This is a genomic window from Vibrio sp. SG41-7 (assembly GCF_014164465.1).
Taxonomy (GTDB): Bacteria; Pseudomonadota; Gammaproteobacteria; order Enterobacterales; family Vibrionaceae; genus Vibrio; species Vibrio splendidus.
Genome location: NZ_JACJFF010000030.1, coordinates 30,010 through 49,611 on the forward strand (window position 1 = coordinate 30,010; position 19,602 = coordinate 49,611).

Here is a 19,602-nt window from a genome sequence, read left to right on the forward strand (position 1 = left end):
CTACACGTACTCCGATCTTGTAGAGGCAGTAATAAATGGTGTTAAGAAGTACCCAATCATTGTGAAAATATACGCGTATAATATTACTGGGTTATCCAATTTAAAAAACTGGAATGCCAAGATAAACATTAAGAACGTATAGGTTATTTTCACGACACGACTCATTTGCATTAAGTCACGTAAACTATAATTAGGATTCTTGTGCACCTTAAGGCTTGCATATATAAAACCAAACAGCGGTGGTAACATCGCGATTACGACACCCAAAGCTGAAGACTCCATATCTACTTTATTACCAAAAAACACTTCATATAAAACTACACCGACGGCTAATACTATTTGGCAGAGAACAACTCTTTTAGCAGCAACAAGGATGTCGCTACTTATCCCATTAAGCCTCATAATAAAACCTTATATTTAACAGTGTAAGTCAATATAAAACACAGTTTGAATATGTTTTGTTACTAGCACTTACTTGTTAATAGCAATTTGACTTGTTAATAAACCTTTACTTGTTAACAAAGAAATAATCTTTCTGGCTTTATATCTCCTGACGAAATTAAACGTTAAAAACTAACTCGCTATCGTTTCGACAAAATATAAACTACGCCTAAAATTATGTGATCAAAACGACAAATATCGGCATCAATAATTCCATTTTTGAAATGAGTGTTTTTCATTTATGAAAGTAATAGTTCTATTATTAAATCCATGAATATTTAAAATGCTTTGTTTATAGCGAGAAAAGGGAGGTTTTACCCAGAAAATTAGAGTGAAAAAATATCAGGATATAATGTTATCAAGTAAGTATATTCAATGACTTAGAGTCTTTTCTAAATGTGATGACGGGTTGGTATTCGAAGCGGGGTATAACCAAGATTTTGTTGATATTGGAAGGTTTCGTTTGTGTAGTGAAATAGCAGTATGGTGCTCCTTATCATTAAGCTAATATTTTTTAATATCGTTATCATATTTTCATTATTGATGTATTGGAACGCGAATCAACACGCCCAGCACCGGGTTCAAGATGAAAATTTGATGAAAAATTCAGCGTCCAACCGCTGATGCAACAAGATCTAGGGTCAATGATGAGGGCGAGGAAGCATACATACAGATGGAAAATACGGGTTAATTGACTCAAAAATAGAGGTATCGCTGAGGTTGGGTCGAATTATTATCGGACGAATTCGTAGAGCATCGACCCAGAAGTCACAGTTTCAATACAGAAATAATCGGAATCTAAAGATGTTTGTCATATCAATAGGCCTATAGGAAGCGCCTTCATTCATGTTTCTCTATTACTCTTCATAGCTTAGGTATTGAATACATAAGTCATGAAAGGCTTGTGCTTGTGGCGAGATCGTACGGTCAGCCAATCTGAAAATACCGATCTGACGCTGTAAGGGCGGGTCAATCAATGGAATCCAAACCAAACGGGTTTCATTGGTTGGGAAAGCCAGCTTAGGTAGTGTGGTCACGCCTATCCCGAGTTCTAACACCGAAAACAACGAAGTGATGTTCTCTACCGAATAAAGAGCCTGTTCGCTGAGCATTCGTGCGGGTGTTGGGTCAAGTAGGGTACAAGTACCGTTGCGAATGAAGGGTTGTTTTAACAAAGTTTGCCATTCTATTCCCTCTCGTTGAGAGGCGATGGGGTTGTCTTTGAGGCAGACCACACCAATAGGGTCAGAGAGCAAAGGCGTGAAATCGATGCTCTCTTCTTCTAAATGGGAGCTATTTCCGAGGGCAACATCCACCTCTCCAGAGAGTAATCTCGCTTCCACACCTGCCGCATTATCGTCAATTAAGCTGACCTCAACATTGGGGTACTTTTCGCAAAAAGCCCCTAAAACACTAGGGATAAGTTTTGCGGCCACTGAAGGGACACTCGCTATTCGAACTCGCCCTTGTTGGCCAGCTGCTGCAGCACGGAGGTCGTTATCTAATGCCTTGTAAACATTTAAGAATTGAATGATTTTCGGTAAACATATTTCGCCAAAGGTGTCAGCGTCGATTTGTTGCCCGTTTCAAACAGTGGTTGGCCGAGAATTTTTTCTAGCTCTTTTATCGATGTTGAAAGTGCCGCTTGCGAGCGATTTGCTCGGTGAGATGCCGCTCGAAATCCGCCTTCTTCGACCACTAAAACAAAATGTTTTAACTGTTGTAGCTTAATACTCATGACAGGAATCCTTCTCTAGGCCTTGCTATACCTTACTTTTTTAAAGGTGATAGATTTTATTTATCAAATGCACAAAATTTACCGTTAGATTTATCAGCCGTCAAGGTGCAGTATTTAACCATCTTGAAACATAGTTGTTACAAAGTTGGATGGAATCGTGAACGCACAAACTAAAAAACACCCAGTAAAAACCGAGCTTTTCGCTTCAAAAGCACCACTAGAGTGGGCAATCGTTAATAACGGCACTCTATACACAGCGCAGATTCCAATTGATGAAACTGGCGCAGTAGTAGAAGGCGGTATCGAAGCGCAAACGCGTCAGACTTTTAACAACCTTGTTCATACGTTGGAGTGTGCAGGCGAATCTATGGATTCAGTGCTGCAAGTTCTGATTTACGTGACAGACCGTGAATATCTAAAAACGGTTAACAGCGTATACGGAGAATACTTCAATGCACCTTATCCAAACCGTGCTGCGGTCGTCGTTGCAGGGTTAGCAAGAGAAGAAATGTTGGTTGAGTTCGTGGTTTACGCATCAGCCTCTCAACCTGAATAAAGATACTGTGAACTGAGGCAATTTGCGGATTAAAGCTATTTGTCTGTAAAGATCTTTATTGATACAAGCGTCTTGGTTCAGTTTTAGATACAAGATTTAAACGTTATTTCTTATATAAATTAACGTTTTATTCATTAATCAGATGGTTGCCAGGCTCAAACGCAACCTAACCGTTACAAGGACAGAATGATGACTCAATTACAGAATGTTCAAGCAGAAAACGCACTTTACATTGGCGGCGAATGGCAAGCGGGTGTAAGCACCGTTGCGAACATTAACCCATCAGATATTTCTGAAAACATCGGTAACTTCGCACAAGCAAGTGCTGACCAAGTTCAACAGGCGATTTCAGCGGCAAAGCACGCTCAACCAGAGTGGGAAAAAACGCCGATTGAACGTAAGCAAGCAGTACTTCAAGCAATCGGTGATGAGCTGATTGCACGTTGTGATGAGCTAGGTACGTTGCTTTCTCGTGAAGAAGGTAAGCCTTTTGCTGAAGGTCGTGGCGAAATTTACCGCGCAGGTCAGTTTTTCCAGTACTTTGCGGCTGAAGTGCTTCGTCAAATTGGCGACAACGCAGAATCAGTGCGCCCTGGCGTTTCTGTTGAAGTGACTCGTGAAGCGGTGGGCGTTATCGGCATCATCTCTCCTTGGAACTTCCCGACAGCGACTGCTGCTTGGAAAATCGCTCCAGCGCTTGCTTTCGGTAACAGCGTTATCTGGAAACCAGCAAACCTAACACCAGCAAGTGCGGTTGCACTAACTGAAATCATCCACCGTCAAGGTATGCCTGCAGGTACGTTTAACCTTGTACTGGGTAGTGGTTCAAAAGTAGGTGATGCACTGATCAACTCTAAAGAAGTGAACGGTGTGAGCTTTACCGGTTCTGTTGATACGGGTCGTAAGGTTGCCTCTGCTACAGCGCCAAACTTCGTTCGTTGCCAACTAGAAATGGGCAGCAAGAACGCACTTGTGGTTGCTGATGATGCTGATATCCAAACAGCCGTTGATGCAACGATTGCAGGTTCATTCTCTGGCGCAGGTCAAAAATGTACAGCATCTTCTCGTCTAGTGGTTATGGATGGCATTCACGACCAATACGTTGAAGCACTGATCAAGCGTATGAGCGAGCTGAAAGTGGGTCACGCACTAGAAGACGGTGTGTTCATGGGTCCTGTTGTTGACGGAAACCAACTTGAAGCAAACCTAGGTTGGGTTGAGAAAGCACGTCAAAGCGGCGGTGAACTAGCATTCGGTGGCGAACGCCTAAGCATGAAACACGAAGGTTTCTACATGTCTCCAACGCTGTTCTTAAACACTAAGAACGATTGGGAAGTGAACCAAGAAGAAGTGTTTGCACCAATGGCAAGCGTAATTCGTGTGGCTGACCTAGAAGAAGCTATCGCGACAACAAATGATACACGCTTTGGTCTAACGGGCGGCATCATTACTCAAAGCCTACGTACTAGCGCAATGTTCAAGCAACAAGCGCAAACAGGTTGTGTGATGGTGAACCTACCAACAGCAGGCACCGATTACCACGTACCGTTTGGTGGTCGTAAAGAGTCTAGCTTCGGTCCTCGTGAGCAAGGTCAATACGCGAAAGAGTTCTACACAGTGGTGAAGACAGCTTACCAGCGTCCTTACTAAGCAGCTTTCTGTTAATTAGATTTCTATTAACTAGAACGAGATAGTTGGAGTCTTAGCTAAACAGACACTAACTATACAGCTATCGAATTGGCCTGATTCACAGAGTCAGGCCAACATCCAAACCCAATTACGCTCAATCAATGTAGATTTCAAAGGCTGAGCACCCAGTAAGTGATTTAACCCATTTTTGAAAACATGTTATTTGAGCGTGTTTTCAAAACCGAGCTAGAACACTGAGCTTTCAATAGGAGTGGTTATGTACCAGCAACGGATTGTTATAGATGGATTGCAATACTGCAATTGGAACAGAGAATATTTCCAAACACTAAAGGCGAGCGGCATTACAGCAGTTCACGCTACCGCGGTTTACCACGAGACAGCTCGTGAAACCTTATCTCGCTTTGCTGAGTGGAACCTAAGATTCGAGCAAAATGCAGACATTATCATGCCGATTCATTCAATGGCTGATGTTGAAACTGCAAAAGCGACAGGCAAAGTCGGCATTTTTCTAGGTGCTCAAAACTGTTCGCCAATCGATGATGAGATTGGTCTTATCGAAGTGATGCGTCAGCAGGGCCTTTTGATCATGCAGCTTACTTACAACAACCAAAGCTTACTGGCGACAGGTTGTTATGAGCAGAACGACACAGGCATCACGCGCTTTGGTAAACAGGCTATCGAAGAGATGAACCGAGTGGGCATGATCATCGATATGTCTCACAGCGCTGAACGCTCAACACTTGAAGCGATTGACCTGTCTTCTCGTCCTATTTGTATCAGCCACGCGAACCCTACGTTTGCTCATGATGCATTACGAAACAAATCAAACGATGTGATTAAAGCCCTAACCGCACGCGGTGGCTTAATCGGATTCAGCTTATACCCATTCCACCTACCAAACGGCAGCCAATGTACGTTGGAAGATTTCTGCCAAATGGTTGCGACTACCGCTGACATGGTTGGCGTAGAACACCTAGGTATTGGTAGTGACCTATGCTTAAACCAGCCGCAAGCTGTTCTTGAGTGGATGAGAAATGGCCGTTGGTCTAAAGCAATGGACTATGGCGAAGGCTCTGCAAACAACTCAGGTTGGCCAGATGCGCTGCCTTGGTTCTGTGGTAGTGCGGGTATGGAAAACATCTATAACGGATTGATGCGCCATGGTTTCAGCGAGTCTGAAGCTGGGCAAGTCTTGGGAGAAAACTGGTTTAACTTCTTGAAAGATGGCCTAGAGCCTCAAAGCAAGGGTTAAGTGTTTTTTCACTAGCAATCATCGAATTAGCAGCCTTCTAATAAACGTTCATTTAGACGTGCTGTTTTAACCAATTTCACTATTCAAAAGGAACAACGGTCTATTTCGCAACGCGGTAACCCAAACATGGATTAGCCTGCCCAACACAAAAAACAATAGGGCAGGTGTTAAATACACCTCTTGTAGTCATCATTAAAATGACAGCTGCAAAGAAACCTCTGGAGTCAGAGTATGTCTGATTTAACCAATAGCGTGAAATCTTCAAACGTAAATGCGGGTCAAGCAAACACAGCAAACAAAAATACACAGTCTGAATCTACTTCAGACAAATTAGGACTAACCAACCCAGCACTATGGTACAGCGGCGGCTTTATTGCTCTGTTCGTAGCCCTTGCTTTATTTGATGGCGAGCTGTTATCAAGCCTAGTAAACACGGGTTTTGCTTGGTCTGTAAAAGTGTTCGGTCCTTATTGGCAAATGCTTCTTCTTCTGACTTTTCTTATTGGTCTTGGCCTAGCGGCAGGGCGAACAGGCAAGGTTATCCTAGGTGGCATCGATAAGCCTGAGATGGATGGCTTTCGCTGGATGGCAATCATCTTCTGTACACTACTTGCGGGTGGCGGCGTATTTTGGGCGGCAGCAGAGCCTATCGCGCACTATGTGAGCCCACCTCCGTTGTATGGCGCACAAGAAAATGCACAACAAGGCGCGGTGAATGCTCTATCACAATCATTCATGCACTGGGGTTTTCTTGCATGGGCAATCGTTGGTAGCTTAACGTCTATCGTGGTTATGCACCTTCACTACGACAAAGGCTTACCGCTTAAACCTCGTATTCTTCTTTACCCTGTATTAGGTGAAAGAGCGCTGAAAGGCCATACAGGCGCATTGATTGATGCATGTTGTATTGTTGCAGTAGCAGCGGGCACCATCGGTCCGATTGGCTTCTTAGGCCTACAAGTGAGCTACGCCCTGAACGAACTGTTTGGTATTCCAGATGGCTTCACGACACAGCTGATCATCATCTTGTTCGCTATCGTTCTTTACACATTGTCTGCATTAAGTGGTCTTAACCGCGGGATGCAAATGCTAAGCCGTTACAACGTAATTTTAGCAATGGCATTGATGGTCTACATTCTGATCTTCGGCCCAACAAACTTCATTTTCAATGGCTACATCCAAGGTGTAGGCAGCATGATAGACAACTTCATCCCAATGGCAACATACCGTGGTGACGAAGGTTGGTTGAGCTGGTGGACAGTATTCTTCTGGGGTTGGTTCTTAGGTTACGGTCCAATGATGGCAATCTTCATCGCACGTATTTCACGCGGTCGTAGTATTCGCCAATTGGTATCAACCATCAGTCTTATTGCACCGTTCGTAACATGTTTCTGGTTCACCATTGTTGGCGGTTCTGGCCTTGCGTTTGAAATTGCAGACCCAGGCAGCGTAAGTAAAGCGTTCGAAGGCTTTAATTTACCTGGCGCGTTACTGGCAGTAACTCAGCAACTACCAATGCCAATGCTTATCTCTATTCTGTTCTTGATCTTGACGACGATCTTCATCGTAACGACAGGTGACTCAATGACTTACACCATCAGTGTGGTAGTCAGTGGTGAGACAGAGCCTAACGCAATTATTCGTACTTTCTGGGGTGTGATGATGGGGGTAACAGCATTGATTCTGATTTCCCTAGGTTCAGGCGGAATCTCCGCGCTGCAATCGTTCATTGTAATCACAGCGGTACCGGTGTCCATAATCTTACTGCCATCGCTTTGGAATGCGCCTCAAATCGCAATCAAGATGGCGAAAGAGCAAGGTTTTTAAAGAACAGTTTTTTTTAAAGAGCAGATTTTGTAAAGAAAAGGGCTCTGTAAAAAAAAAGAAACTGATTGAATAAGAACAAATCAGCCTTCGAAAGAAGGCTGATGCAAAAATTCCGAAAGGAACAGCAAAACCGTACTGGTGAAGATACACCGGACGGCAAAGTATTTAGGTCAATCGATCTAGTCAGGACAAATAATAAGGGGCGAGCTCGCTTGCCCCACATAACGTGAAAGCTAACCAGCATACTGTAATAACGAATGCTTCAAATGACGGCAACGATCGGTTCTGAATGGCTAGCAAAATCCTATAACTATAAGGTGGTGAGCAAAATGGATGCACATCGTTCTACCTACACTGAATCAGCATTACGTGACGCAACGGTTGTCATGGCACCGGAAAGGCTAGGTGCGATGCACCAAACACGCATCAGCTTTGTGAGAACTCTGATTCGTAAAATGGCGCAGCAAGAGTGGAAAGTGACGAAACATGAGTGGCAATTAGACGCTCAAGGTTTTGGTCATGTTATCTATAAGCTAGCGACGCCAAACCATGTTTATCATTTGGTTGTTTTTTGCGATGAAATTGCAGATGACGAACGAAATGACCGTGTAATTGCTGAAAAGTGGGACGTAACGTTTGCGCTTGTTCTTGGTGATGTTGATGTCACCCTACTTGAAAGACTTCGTGCGAATGTACCGCTTCAAGAAGCCGGCCGTAATCCAAATAACGTACTTGTTTTAGCGCGTGCAAACAAAAGTGTACGTGTGTTTGAACATATCGTCAGTCACTTGGCGAAAGGTGTTCAACCAACGCCAAAAGAACTCGCTGAAGTAGGTTACATCCTACGAACCACTGCCGTTTATGGTAATGGCAAATTTGGCATTGCAGACTTCAAAATCTTAGAGAAAAATGAGGATTTTAATCAGTCATTTAGTGCGCAAATGTGTGCAGTTTATATGCTACGTGAGTTCAGCCTAGATTGGGTTCATTACCTAGCCGAACAACAGGGCGGTGAGCAAGCGATTACCTTGCATCGAGGATTACAACGTTACCTTGGTGTTGGTAATGCGACTGGTTTAGGTATGGCGCCATACCTGATTAACCACCCTAGTATTGTCGATCAGTGGATGACAACCCGTGAACAGGCATTGGCGGACGTGTTGTCCAGTCAGACTGATACGGCGTTGATCGAGCCACTACGTACCTTAGTTAAAAAAGCGATTTGTCATTTAGAACAAGTCGTTACCATCAATGAAACACAGCAAGAGCTGAACAAAGCCGCTGTTGATGATTTGAAGCACACAGAACAATCATTAGAAGCTTCTGTCAGCCTGTGCGATACATGGGCACAGTTAGTCGAACAATCTAAGCACATGAGTATGGAAGCCCAAGAAATCCTTATCTCATGCTTGATGGAACTGTACCCAGAATTAGTGGACGCCCATCAAGAGCAAATGAATTGCAGCGAAACACTGTCGCTTCCTAGCGGCAAAAAGATTCAAGATCTTCTTGTTGTATTAGAAGAGAAGTATCGCTGGGCGATCACGACTGACTTTACGAAAGCAGAGAACAACTACTGGTTCTGGTATCGCTCTCAAGACAAAGAAGAGCCAAGACTCGGTGTTCGAGGTGAAGAGCTGGGTGAAGAGCGTGAACTGCCGTTGGATATTGGTCGTCAAGCTTACCGTTTGTACCATGCTTTATTGCAATTCGCGCCTGAGCTTTCATTGGCTGAGTTCCTTGTTAAACAGCCGCAACACCGTGCAATTGCGCGCCGTGTGTGGACGCTAGGTAACAAAGCGATGGGCGACATTCAAATGAATGTACTGCATCAAGATTCGCCACCAATGCACTTACTGCGTTGTAAGCTAGCAATGTTTGGTGCGACTAAGTTTGATCCTCGCTCAGACCGTTGGGTACGAGTAACGTTTTTCCAAGGCGCACCACTGCTTGATGAAATTCATCAGGATGAGTGGGTGTTCCCAATATTACCAAGTGAAGCTGAACTGTCTGGTTCGCAAAATGTTTCAATTCACAGCGCAGATGCTTGCGGTACAGATATTTACAGCGCAAATGCGAAAGGCCAACATGGAGGTAAATCGTTATGATCGTTTCTCACAATGAACTGGTAGCGGCCGTCAATAAAGCCTTTTTAGGTATGCGTCGTACATGTGGTGAAGCTGATGTGATAGCGAACATGGTGGCAGATTTACAAATGGTCGGTTTGGATGGTGTTCGTCATTTTAACAGTGCGAGCAACTTCATCGGGCTAGAAGACGACCGCCCTGTCGATATTCAAGTGCGCAGTGATAATACGGTTGAAGTCGACCTGCACAAGGCGAGTTTGGCGTGTCATCTTCCTGTGATTATGGACTACTCGATTGAAAAAATGGTTGGCAAGAAGACGCTGAAAATTGAGCTAAATAACTGCCACAACCGTTGGCTAGCATACAGCGAGCTTGTAAAACTGGCTGCGAAAGGTATCGCGTGCATGGCACGTTGGGATAACGGCTCTAACCCTAAGAGCACTTTGTATGTGCTTAATCGTGGTTGCGTTGCACCAGAACTGTTTTTATCAGATTTGCCACTGGCATCGGTCGAACATATCCACAATATGACCATCGAACTTTCCGTCCAGGATTTCGATATCGAACGTTTGTCAGATGGCTACCAAACACACATTGAATCGGAAGCGCTTTTTAAAACTCAAGAGAAAGCATGGAACGATGGCATTGAGGTGGATGATGGAGAGTGGGCGGCACTGAAAGAGACCGCTACCGCAATCCTAGTTCAGAGCAGCGAACGCTCGACTCAAGGTGCCGGTGAACTGACGGCTTCGTAGTCGCTCGATTTATTAGGTTCATTAGAACTAACAGGTTCGATAGATTAACGGCAAATAAGCGAGTTAGTTTATCAACACAGATAAAACCAAAGAGCTTAACGTATCCTCACCTCGTTAAGCTCTTTTTATTTGCCTCGCGCTTTGGATTTTCTTTACCTCATTCTTTTGCTCTCTCGCTGGATCAGCCTCTTCTAAACTGACTGTTTTGACACACGTTGTTACCCGTTGAGAGGTAATTGAACAATTAAACGAAGCACCTTCACATTCATGTTAAACAAACGGTTTCATTTACAAGCTACTATGCGTATCTTGCTCATAAGGGTGCCAAAGGGCGCCATTTTTATTCGTACCAATGACTTTAGAATCAGATAAAAAGGAATGAAGCGTGCAAGCTAACTTTATTGATGGAACCACCCTGTATCGTCAGCACTCTTTTGAGTTGCCTCTCGATTACCAAGCAAAAGATGGACAACAGATCCAAGTCTTCGCACGTGAGCTGGTTGATCTCGCTAAAGATGAGCAAGAGCTGCCGTGGTTGATCTACTTTCAAGGCGGCCCAGGTTTTCCTTCTCCACGGGTGAGTGGTCAATCGGGTTGGCTAAAGCGTGCATTACAAAACTATCGTGTTCTGCTTCTTGACCAACGTGGTACAGGCAACAGCACGGTGATCAGCCATGAAACTTTGGCGTATTTGTCTCCAGAACAACAAGTCGAATACTTAACGCATTTTAGAGCGGACAACATCGTTCGTGATGCGGAAGCGATCCGTGAACAGTTCGGTATTAAGCAATGGTCGACGATCGGCCAAAGCTTTGGTGGCTTCTGTACACTGAGCTATTTGTCACTGTTCCCACAAAGTCTACAGCGCTGTTATGTAACGGGTGGTATTCCGTCTATTGAGCGTGAAGCTGATGATGTTTATCGTGCGACTTACAAGCGTGTAGAAGACAAAAACAGAGCTTTCTTTGCTCAGTTCCCTCAAGCACAAGCTATGTGTCGCGAGATTTCTGATTACCTGCTTAACAATGATGTGAGACTGCCAAACGGTCAGGCGTTTACAGTTGAACAGTTCCAGTTGATCGGCATTAATCTTGGTGGCGGCGAAGCAAACCTTCCAATGTATTTCACACTGGAAAGTGCCTTTGTTGAAGTGAACGGTAACAAGCAGCTGAGCTATAGCTTCCTAAATCAAATGCAGCAAGAGCAGGGCTACCTAACGAACCCAATCTACGCTATTTTGCATGAATCGATTTACTGCCAAGGCACTGCGTCTAATTGGTCTGCACATCGAGTTCGTGATCAGTACTCACACTTTAACTACCAAACGGGTAGTGAATTCTGGTTTACCGGAGAAATGGTGTACCCATGGATGTTCGACCAACTAGAAACGCTGAAGCCATTACGTGAAGCGGCAAACATGTTGGCTGAGAAATCAGATTGGGGTTCTTTGTACAATGCAGAGCAACTGAGCAAGAATACGGTTCCGATGGCATGTGCGGTTTATGCGGATGATATGTATGTAGAGCTGGATTACAGCCGTGAAACACTTGCGAACATTCCAAACTCAAAAGCGTGGATCACTAACGAGTACGAACACAATGGCTTGAGAGTGGATGGCGAAAGAATTGTAGATAAATTGGTGACGATGGTTGAAGCGTTAGAAAACCTGCCAAAATAATTAGACGGTTTACGTTAGAAGCTGTCTACGTTAGAAATCAGATACGCTAGAAACAAGAAAACGCTGCATCCGTGCAGCGTTTTTTTTATGCCATCGAACTCTGTTTTACTTGGTATCTAGTTGATCACTAGATACCGAGTAAAACGATAGAGTTTAAGAACCGGGAGGGATAGTTCCTAAATTCATTAAGGTTGGATGACGATATCTTGATTTTCAGTGGTCGATAAGCTGGCGCGGTTCTGTTCGATAAGTTGAGCCGCATAAGAGGGAGTCACAGCTTGAATTTCGCCTTTTGAACGAATGGTTAGTGCTTCCCACGCATGATCACGGTATTTGCCTGTTTGTGTATATTCAATAAGTACTCTCATGATTCTTCCATCCGATGTGTGGTTAACGTGCTACTAACATTAGCGCCATTGTTGAGGTTGCACACCTGTTAAAAATGGAACATAAGATTAACCAAATGAGAATGCGTGTAACTTGAAAAACAGCCCCAACTGCACTTATCTTACTTAACTGCGTTTATCGCAACTAACCGTATTTATCGCAACTAACAGCATTTATCGTAACCAACCGTCCTTATCGTAAATAGCGTCCATAAAAAAACGCTGCACAATGGCAGCGTTAAAGTTGAGATAGGTTGAAGGTTGTTTAGCTGTTTTCTAAGCCAACAATCTTGCGTGCAGACATCACTGCACTATCCAAGTCGGTCAATCTACCAGCACTTGCTGGACCAAGAACTGATGAATATAAAGCCAACTGTTTCTCAAATGATAAATCTAATTGGTTATATAGATTTTGGCGGATTTGAGCGTGTTGCTGTGGCTTTGCGCTCGACAGGCCTTCCAACGTATCGTAGATGAGTGTAGTTGTATCCATAACTGTCCTTAGTACATCTTTAGAAAATTTTGCATATTATGCACTTGGTGTCATCTTTGTTCTGCGAGATTGATCGCATTATGTGCAGCTCTGCTTAATTGTGTAATCAGTTAGTTACAATTGTGTTGTACGGCAAAGTGTCGAAAACTCGGGTTATGGTAAAAAGAAAAGGAGACGCACTGGTCTCCTTTGGGTCTATTAATCAATATTAAAACTTACTCATTACTTGCTACTTGCTGAGCTAATCAAATACGTCGAGAACCTAGCGAATGTTAATGTTCTTATCTCGATTTTCGTACATTTCAGGTGTGGTGTGTAATCCTCCAGCGTAACCTGCTGCTTCAAGTGTCTCTCTTACCTCTCGTACGTGCTCCGCCGTGACGGGTTCCTCTCTATCTCCAAGGTGCAATCGCACAAAGGTGATCAACTCAGCCAACCTTTGATCCGACAGCACATCTTCAAAGCTTGCCATTGGCATGAAGTTTCTGTCTTTGTCGAGATAGGTGGGTTGTAGACCGCGCACAGTCACCGCGATGGTGTTGAATGGATCGCTGTGCATGATAATGCCGTTATTCAACAGCGTAGGGGCGATAGGGTCGCGACCTTTACCATCGTCACCATGACACGCTCCACACGTTTGGCGATACGTGGTGTAAATATCAGTCGCGTAAGAGTCTTCATCAAACCCTTTAGGTTGTAACTGAACTGCATCACTAGCAACGGTGTTGTTGATGTCACCGCTGAGTAGGTAATAAGACATTGACTCAATATCTTCACGTGTCATCAAGCTGAGGCTGTTTTTCACTACGTCAGCCATGCCCGCAAAAGCAGTCCCTTTGTCTGAGTGACCCGTGTGTAAGAAATCGGTGAGTGTCGCTTCATCCCAACCATCGACATACAGTTCGTTGGCCGTGATATCGGGCGCATTCCAACCGTCAATCAAGTTACCTTGGAAAATACGTTCAGGTATCAGAGCTTGAGCAATGTTTCTTGGCGTGTGGCACTCCGAGCAGTGTCCAAGACCAGCGACCCAATATTTCCCTTGTTGCCATTTCTCAACGTTTTCGACTTCCGATTTAAGCTCTTCAGGCACTTGATAGTCAATCGGGTCGGTATCCATGAATACGATGTTCCAGCCAAGCAAACCTAAGCGAATGTTGGATGGAAACATCATGCTGTTGTCATCATTGCGTCGTGGCACGGCGGTGATGGACTGCATGTATTCCCACAAATCGACCATGTCTTGGTCTGTGAGATACTGATATGACGTGTAGGGCATAGCTGGGTATAGATAGCCGTTCTTACCCTTGCCGGCAACTAACGCGGCTCGGAAATCATCAAAGTCATAAGTCCCAATCCCTTCGGTGGTGTGTGGAGTTATGTTGGTTGAATACACGGTGCCGAAAGGAGTAACAAACGGTAGGCCGCCAGCAAAGGGTTCGCCACCTTCTGCACTATGACAAGCCACACAGTCACCGGCATACGCTAGGTATTCCCCACGCTCAACAGACGATGCTTTCAAACTCGTGAGCCTTTGTTGATCCACTTCACCGGCGTGTCGGATGTAAGCCCCAAGCGCAAGTATTTCGTTCTCGGTGAGCTGCTCATCAAACGCAGGCATTAGGTTGTTCAAGCCTTTGTTGATAGTGTGTTGTATCTCTTCAATACTGCCGCCGTGCAACCAAATATCGTCTGAGAGATCAGGCACGCCAATCTCTGGGTTCGCAACAGAACCATCAGCGTGACAAGACGAGCAGTATTTTACAAACAGCTCTTTGCCGACTTTAACTTTTACTTCTGGAACATCGGTATGGCGTTGATTGAGGGAAGCTAAGTAGTAAGAAACCTTAGCCACTTCATCGGGGCGCATGATTTCGCTCCAACCTGGCATAGCACCGTTCCGACCTTTGGCGATCGAATGAATCACAGCTTCATCACTGCCACCATAGAGCCACTCTTGGTCTATTAGGTTAGGAAAGTGCTTTTGTCCCTGAGCATTATCTCGGTGACAAGCAGCGCAGTGAGTTTGGAACAGAATCCTACCGCTGTTCACGATCTCTGGGACTGCAGCTAATCCCTCTAACGTAGTTTCGCTGGTTTGTGCAAATTGTTCATTGAGAGTGGTGGATGGTGAACTGAGCTTATCATCGCTTTGTTCCCAATCGACTAATCCTTCCCATTCGCCAAGCCCGGGGTAGAGCACCAAATAACCAGCAGACAAAAGAAATGCGACCGCATAGCTTACAAATAACAGCTTAGGTGGAGGCGCATCTTTCTCTTCAATACCATCAAAGGTGCCAATGGTGTGGTCATGATCGGCCTTGTGATTGCTACGCCAGTATTTAACGACAACAGACACCATCAGAATAAAGAATATTAAGGTTAAGAGTACCGCCCATAGATTCCAGAATGTGCTCATTGTGATACCTCCTGTGACGTATCTTTACCCAGGCTTTGTAAATAGCGAATCAGCGCTTCACCTTTGGTTTTGCCTCTTACTTGCAATCGGGCGTCACCAATTTCTTGATCGGTATAAGGCACACCTAAGGTACGTAAAACTTCCATTTTTGCGCTGATATCATCGCCTGTAAGCGTTTGTTCAAACAGCCACGGGTAAGAGGGCATGATCGATGTAGGAACGACTTTTCTAGGATCAGTTAGGTGAATAACATGCCACTGGTCAGAATACTTTCTACCTAAGTTAGTGAGGTCAGGGCCGGTACGTTTAGAACCCCACAAGTTAGGAAATTCGTAAATATCGTCGGCTTCTTTATTCGGGCGACCATTACGTTTCACTTCTGGCTCTAGAGGGCGAACCATTTGGGTGTGACACACATGGCAGCCTTCACTGATGTAGATGTCTCGCCCTGCCAACTCAATCGGTGTGAGTGGCATTGCTAAACTGCCTTTGGCAATATCGTCTCCGCGGACAATGCTTGGCACTACCCAAACCAACAAAGAGAAGGAGGCAACAACAACGGTGGTCAAAATTAAAATGACGATTGAATGTGTAAAGTCTTTACTCATCATTTAAGCCCCCTCATTAACGGTATGTTTAGCGTCGTGTACTACTGGCATACGAACCGTTTTGTACAAGTTGAATGCCATTAAGAACAATCCAAGTACAAACAGTGCACCACCAAAGAAACGCATGAATAGCCAAGGTGCTTTAAAGTCCATCGCTTCTACAAAACTGTAAATCAGTTCGCCATTTTCATTTTGAGCGAGCCACATATAACCCTCACCGATGCCTGCGATCCAAAGTGCTATCGCATAAATGGCGACGCCAGCATGAGCGAGCCAAAAGTGCCATTTAATTAGTCGTCGTGACCAAAGATCGGTTTGGCCCCATAAGCGCGGAATGAAATAGTAAAAAACCGCTATCCCTGACATTCCAACCCATCCAAGAGCTGCGGAATGTACGTGACCGATGATCCATTCGGTGTTGTGTGCCACCATGTTGAACCAGCGAATAGCGAGTAGCGGACCTTCGAATGTCGCCAAGCAGTAGTAAAGAATTGCTGAGAAAAAGAATAAAAGAATGTAGTCGGACTTCAGCTTTTCTTTGTTTTGCAGGAGGGTCATTGCGCTATTGAACGCACCGGCCCAAGAAGGGAGCCACAATATCAATGACATCACGATTCCGATGTTCTGAATCCAGATAGGAACGGAAGAATAAACCAAATGGTGCGTTCCGGCCCATGTGTAAAAGCCGACCAAGCCCCAGAAGTGGATCACAGACAATCGGTAAGAATAGATAGGTCGATCTGCCGCTTTGGGTATGAAATAGTAATTCATACCAATCACACCTGCAGTTAGTAAGAAGCCGACGGCATTATGTCCCCACCACCATTGAACAATTGCATCTTGAGCGCCTGCAAACACAGAGTAAGACTTCATCGCCAACACAGGCATCGCAAGGTTGTTCACGATGAAAATCATTGCAACGACGATGATGAAAGCAGCAAAGAACCAGTTAGCCACGAAGATATGGCTGACCTTTCGTTTAGCAAGGGTGCCAAAGAACAACACCGCATAAAGCACCCAAACCAGCACGATCATTAAGTCGATTGGCCATTCAAGCTCTGCATACTCTTTTGAGCTGGTGTGGCCTGCGGGTAAGGAAATGACCGCAAGCAATAGAATAAATTGCCATCCCCAAAATACCATCCATGAAAGGCTTTTATTGAACAATTCACAATGGCCTGTTCGCTGGGCAATGTACAAAGATGTCCCCATCAAAATATTCACGACGAACCCGTAAATCACTCCAGAGGTATGTAGCGGGCGCAGTCGACCAAACTGGAAATATTGAGAATCGAAGTTTAAGACTGGCCAATACAATTGCGCGGCGAGAATCACCCCGATGATCATGCCTACGATTGCCCATATTAAAGATGCGATGATGAAGTATTTAACGACCTTAATGTTGTACTGCGGTGTCACTTGTTCCATAACAAGGCTCCTTGCCTAAAGCTTTTATTCGCTGACTGAATTTGATTCGTTGAGTGAGTTTGAATCGTTGCCGAGCATTGAATAGAAATAGGAAATATCGCGGATGTCTTGGTCTGAAAGTGTGTCGGCTTGTTGCTGCATGAGAATTGCCAAACCACTGGTTCTTTCCCTTGTCTGATAGTCTTTTAACGAGGAAATGAGATATCCCACCTTTTGACCGCGAAGGTTCGGGTAGGGGTCTTGCGTTGAGATGCCATCAACGCCATGGCAGGTCATGCACACCTTTGCTTTCTGCTTACCTAACTCGAATTGATCTTGATTAACGTCAGCAGAAACAGGAAACATGACCAACGTCATTACTAGGGTTGAAAGTGTCGTCATGGGGTTAAATTTTTTTATATTCAAACTCATTCTCGATTCCCTTGATTATGAAATGAGTAAGCTTTTTAAGGGCGACACACGATACCTGCTGGTGGAATAGAAGCGACAGATATCAGAAAAACAGGCTCTCAAAGCTGCTTACGTTCGATTAAAGGTTATGCAGCAACAAGCATTCTTGCTACTTACTGACTCATATTTATTGTTAATTTTGATGGTCAGTACGTATTCAGTGGCTGGATTGGATTACTCATTGCCTTTAAAAAGCCGGGATTACTGGTATGAACGTTAATTAAAGTCTTATTTAGAGAAGGGTAAGGTGTTGTTCGCACCTGGTTACAGGAATGAAACGTTATCTGAGAAAGAGTCGAACTGCATCATTGAGAAAATAGGCAATGTCTAAGCAAGTCAAATGACCAATATGAACTAGACTCAATTTAGTGACCTTTTTAGAATGGAGTTTAAAATGAGAGCTGCACTTCTGTTTATACTTTCACTGTGTTCATTTTCTATTTTTTCAGCATCGGAACTCACAATATTCGATCACCTAGGGCAAAAGCATCAATTCAGTCGAGAACAACTGTTATTGCTTCCTCAAAAAGAAATATCCACCTCATTACCTTGGGTGGATGGAGAATTGGTTTATAGCGGTGTGGCCTTACAAACAGTGCTTGAAACAATGGATTTACCCATGGCTTCGCAAGTGACCTTTGTTGCACTAAACGACTATAAAATCGCGGTGCCCAAAGAAGACTTTGACGATTACCAGCCGATCATTGCGATTAAACAAAATGGCCAATTTATGTCAGTCAGAGAAAAAGGTCCGTACTGGTTGATATATCCACTTTCTTCGACTCCAGATATAGATAATACAGATTTCCATGCCAAGATGATCTGGCAGATACGCGATATTCATTTGTAAGGGCTTCGTATGAAAAAGCTGTTGTCATTGACTGCCATTAAAGTCGTCGTGTTATCTTTAGCGGCAGTGGTGCTCACCGTTAATATCTACAGTGTTACCCGCATTAACGATATTAATAAGAGTTTTTCTACCCGACAAAATGAGGCAACGTGGTTCGTTTTTCAATTGGTGAAAGAATACGCCAATTTCTTGATGGTAAGCCGCTCTGAAACCATTGATTATGATGAGTTATGGTTAGCGTACGATATTACGTGGAGCCGTTTTGATATATTGATTAACAGCACTGAGTCTTCCAATTTCATCAAGTCAGCAAACTTTAAGCCCTATTTCACAGCGGAATTTGATAAATTTAAGAGCTTGGAGCCCTCAATTAAACTGGTCAGCCAAGGGTTGTTGCCCAAGGAATCGTTACAGAAAAAGGTCGATATTTGCTACCACACACTCGTAGATTTTATTAACGACAAATTTCGATTACAAAGCCCTGTAATTGAAGAAAATACCTCAATGGTTGATAACTTAGTGACAGTCCATCGGATCAGTAGCGTTTTTCTTGTTGGCATCTTGTTGTTGACTGGGATTATTTTTTATATGGATTTTTCTATCAAAAGAAAGCTCTACTCTACGGATTTTATTACAGGGTTTCGCAATCGAATTTCATTGATGAAATTTGTGAAAAATAGCTACTCGAAGGACAATAACTTTGATCTCTATTTTGTCCGTATCAGGAACCTTACCGAAATTAATCAAAAATATGGCCTTGAATATGGTGATCTTGTCGTTAGTTCGGCCGCTAAATCTCTGACCGCTAAGATACCAGAAAGTACCATTTCATTTCGAAGCAGCGGAAGCCAGTTCTTATTTTTTATTAGTCTCCTAAAAGGTTAAAACCACCGACTTTAGTCGGTCAGCTTTAGCTATGATACTTTACAACTCTGTACATAGGTGGAGTTGGTCATGGACTATCGTTACGGAAGCCATACGGTT

General features: G+C 44.0%; 15 protein-coding genes and 2 pseudogenes. 9 read left to right on the forward strand and 8 right to left on the reverse strand.

From position 1 onward, the window contains the following. Positions 1-402: a hypothetical protein gene (locus tag H5300_RS10600; RefSeq protein WP_004730409.1), complete on the reverse strand. Its 402-nt coding sequence runs from the start codon at positions 400-402 to the stop codon at positions 1-3. A gap of 896 nt (positions 403-1,298) precedes the next feature. Further along, positions 1,299-2,179 (reverse strand): annotated as a pseudogene (locus H5300_RS10605) (LysR substrate-binding domain-containing protein). Positions 2,180-2,336: 157 nt separating this feature from the next. Here H5300_RS10605 and H5300_RS10610 point away from each other — a divergent pair. From H5300_RS10610 to H5300_RS10640, 7 genes are all read left to right on the forward strand, one after another. Next, entirely contained in the window at positions 2,337-2,735 is a 399-nt protein-coding gene (locus H5300_RS10610) for a RidA family protein (RefSeq protein WP_004730412.1), read from the forward strand. A gap of 189 nt (positions 2,736-2,924) precedes the next feature. After that, a complete protein-coding gene (locus tag H5300_RS10615) occupies positions 2,925-4,385 on the forward strand; it encodes an aldehyde dehydrogenase family protein (protein ID WP_029405889.1) in 1,461 nt (486 codons plus the stop codon). A gap of 256 nt (positions 4,386-4,641) precedes the next feature. Beyond that, entirely contained in the window at positions 4,642-5,637 is a 996-nt protein-coding gene (locus tag H5300_RS10620; protein ID WP_004730415.1) for a membrane dipeptidase, read from the forward strand. Between the two features lie 231 nt (positions 5,638-5,868). Further along, entirely contained in the window at positions 5,869-7,464 is a 1,596-nt protein-coding gene (locus H5300_RS10625; RefSeq protein WP_017080145.1) for a BCCT family transporter, read from the forward strand. Positions 7,465-7,730: 266 nt separating this feature from the next. After that, positions 7,731-9,572, forward strand: a complete 1,842-nt coding sequence (locus tag H5300_RS10630; protein WP_182795953.1) for a hypothetical protein — start codon at positions 7,731-7,733, stop codon at positions 9,570-9,572. Then, on the forward strand, positions 9,569-10,306 hold the full coding sequence (locus H5300_RS10635) for a DUF3726 domain-containing protein (RefSeq protein ID WP_004730420.1): 738 nt from the start codon (positions 9,569-9,571) through the stop codon (positions 10,304-10,306). Before H5300_RS10630 ends, H5300_RS10635 begins: the two co-directional genes overlap by 4 nt. Positions 10,307-10,691: 385 nt before the next feature. Continuing rightward, positions 10,692-11,984 (forward strand): alpha/beta fold hydrolase, encoded by a 1,293-nt coding sequence (locus H5300_RS10640; RefSeq protein ID WP_182795954.1) that lies wholly within the window; start codon positions 10,692-10,694, stop codon positions 11,982-11,984. A 185-nt stretch (positions 11,985-12,169) separates the two neighbouring features. On the opposite strand, the gene H5300_RS10645 is transcribed toward H5300_RS10640, so the two are convergent. From H5300_RS10645 to H5300_RS10670, 6 genes are all read right to left on the reverse strand, one after another. Continuing rightward, positions 12,170-12,352 carry a hypothetical protein gene (locus H5300_RS10645; protein ID WP_004730424.1) on the reverse strand — a complete coding sequence of 61 codons (183 nt, stop codon included), beginning with the start codon at positions 12,350-12,352 and terminating at the stop codon, positions 12,170-12,172. 283 nt (positions 12,353-12,635) lie between these two features. Next, entirely contained in the window at positions 12,636-12,863 is a 228-nt protein-coding gene (locus H5300_RS10650) for a PAS factor family protein (protein WP_004730426.1), read from the reverse strand. 262 nt (positions 12,864-13,125) lie between these two features. Then, positions 13,126-15,282: a cytochrome c gene (locus H5300_RS10655; protein WP_182795955.1), complete on the reverse strand. Its 2,157-nt coding sequence runs from the start codon at positions 15,280-15,282 to the stop codon at positions 13,126-13,128. After that, entirely contained in the window at positions 15,279-15,893 is a 615-nt protein-coding gene (locus tag H5300_RS10660; RefSeq protein WP_004730430.1) for a cbb3-type cytochrome c oxidase subunit II, read from the reverse strand. Before H5300_RS10660 ends, H5300_RS10655 begins: the two co-directional genes overlap by 4 nt. Further along, a complete protein-coding gene (ccoN, locus tag H5300_RS10665) occupies positions 15,894-17,318 on the reverse strand; it encodes a cytochrome-c oxidase, cbb3-type subunit I (protein ID WP_065681396.1) in 1,425 nt (474 codons plus the stop codon). It abuts the gene before it with no gap. Positions 17,319-17,342: 24 nt separating this feature from the next. Continuing rightward, on the reverse strand, positions 17,343-17,729 hold the full coding sequence (locus H5300_RS10670) for a cytochrome c (RefSeq protein ID WP_017085163.1): 387 nt from the start codon (positions 17,727-17,729) through the stop codon (positions 17,343-17,345). A 421-nt stretch (positions 17,730-18,150) separates the two neighbouring features. Here H5300_RS10670 and H5300_RS10675 point away from each other — a divergent pair, with 421 nt between their 5' ends. Next, the gene (locus H5300_RS10675; protein ID WP_017091205.1) at positions 18,151-18,618 is read left to right on the forward strand and encodes a hypothetical protein; all 468 of its coding nucleotides are present in this window, start codon (positions 18,151-18,153) and stop codon (positions 18,616-18,618) included. A gap of 9 nt (positions 18,619-18,627) precedes the next feature. After that, positions 18,628-19,485 (forward strand): annotated as a pseudogene (locus H5300_RS10680) (diguanylate cyclase domain-containing protein); the annotation flags it as partial. Positions 19,486-19,602: the final 117 nt, after the last annotated feature.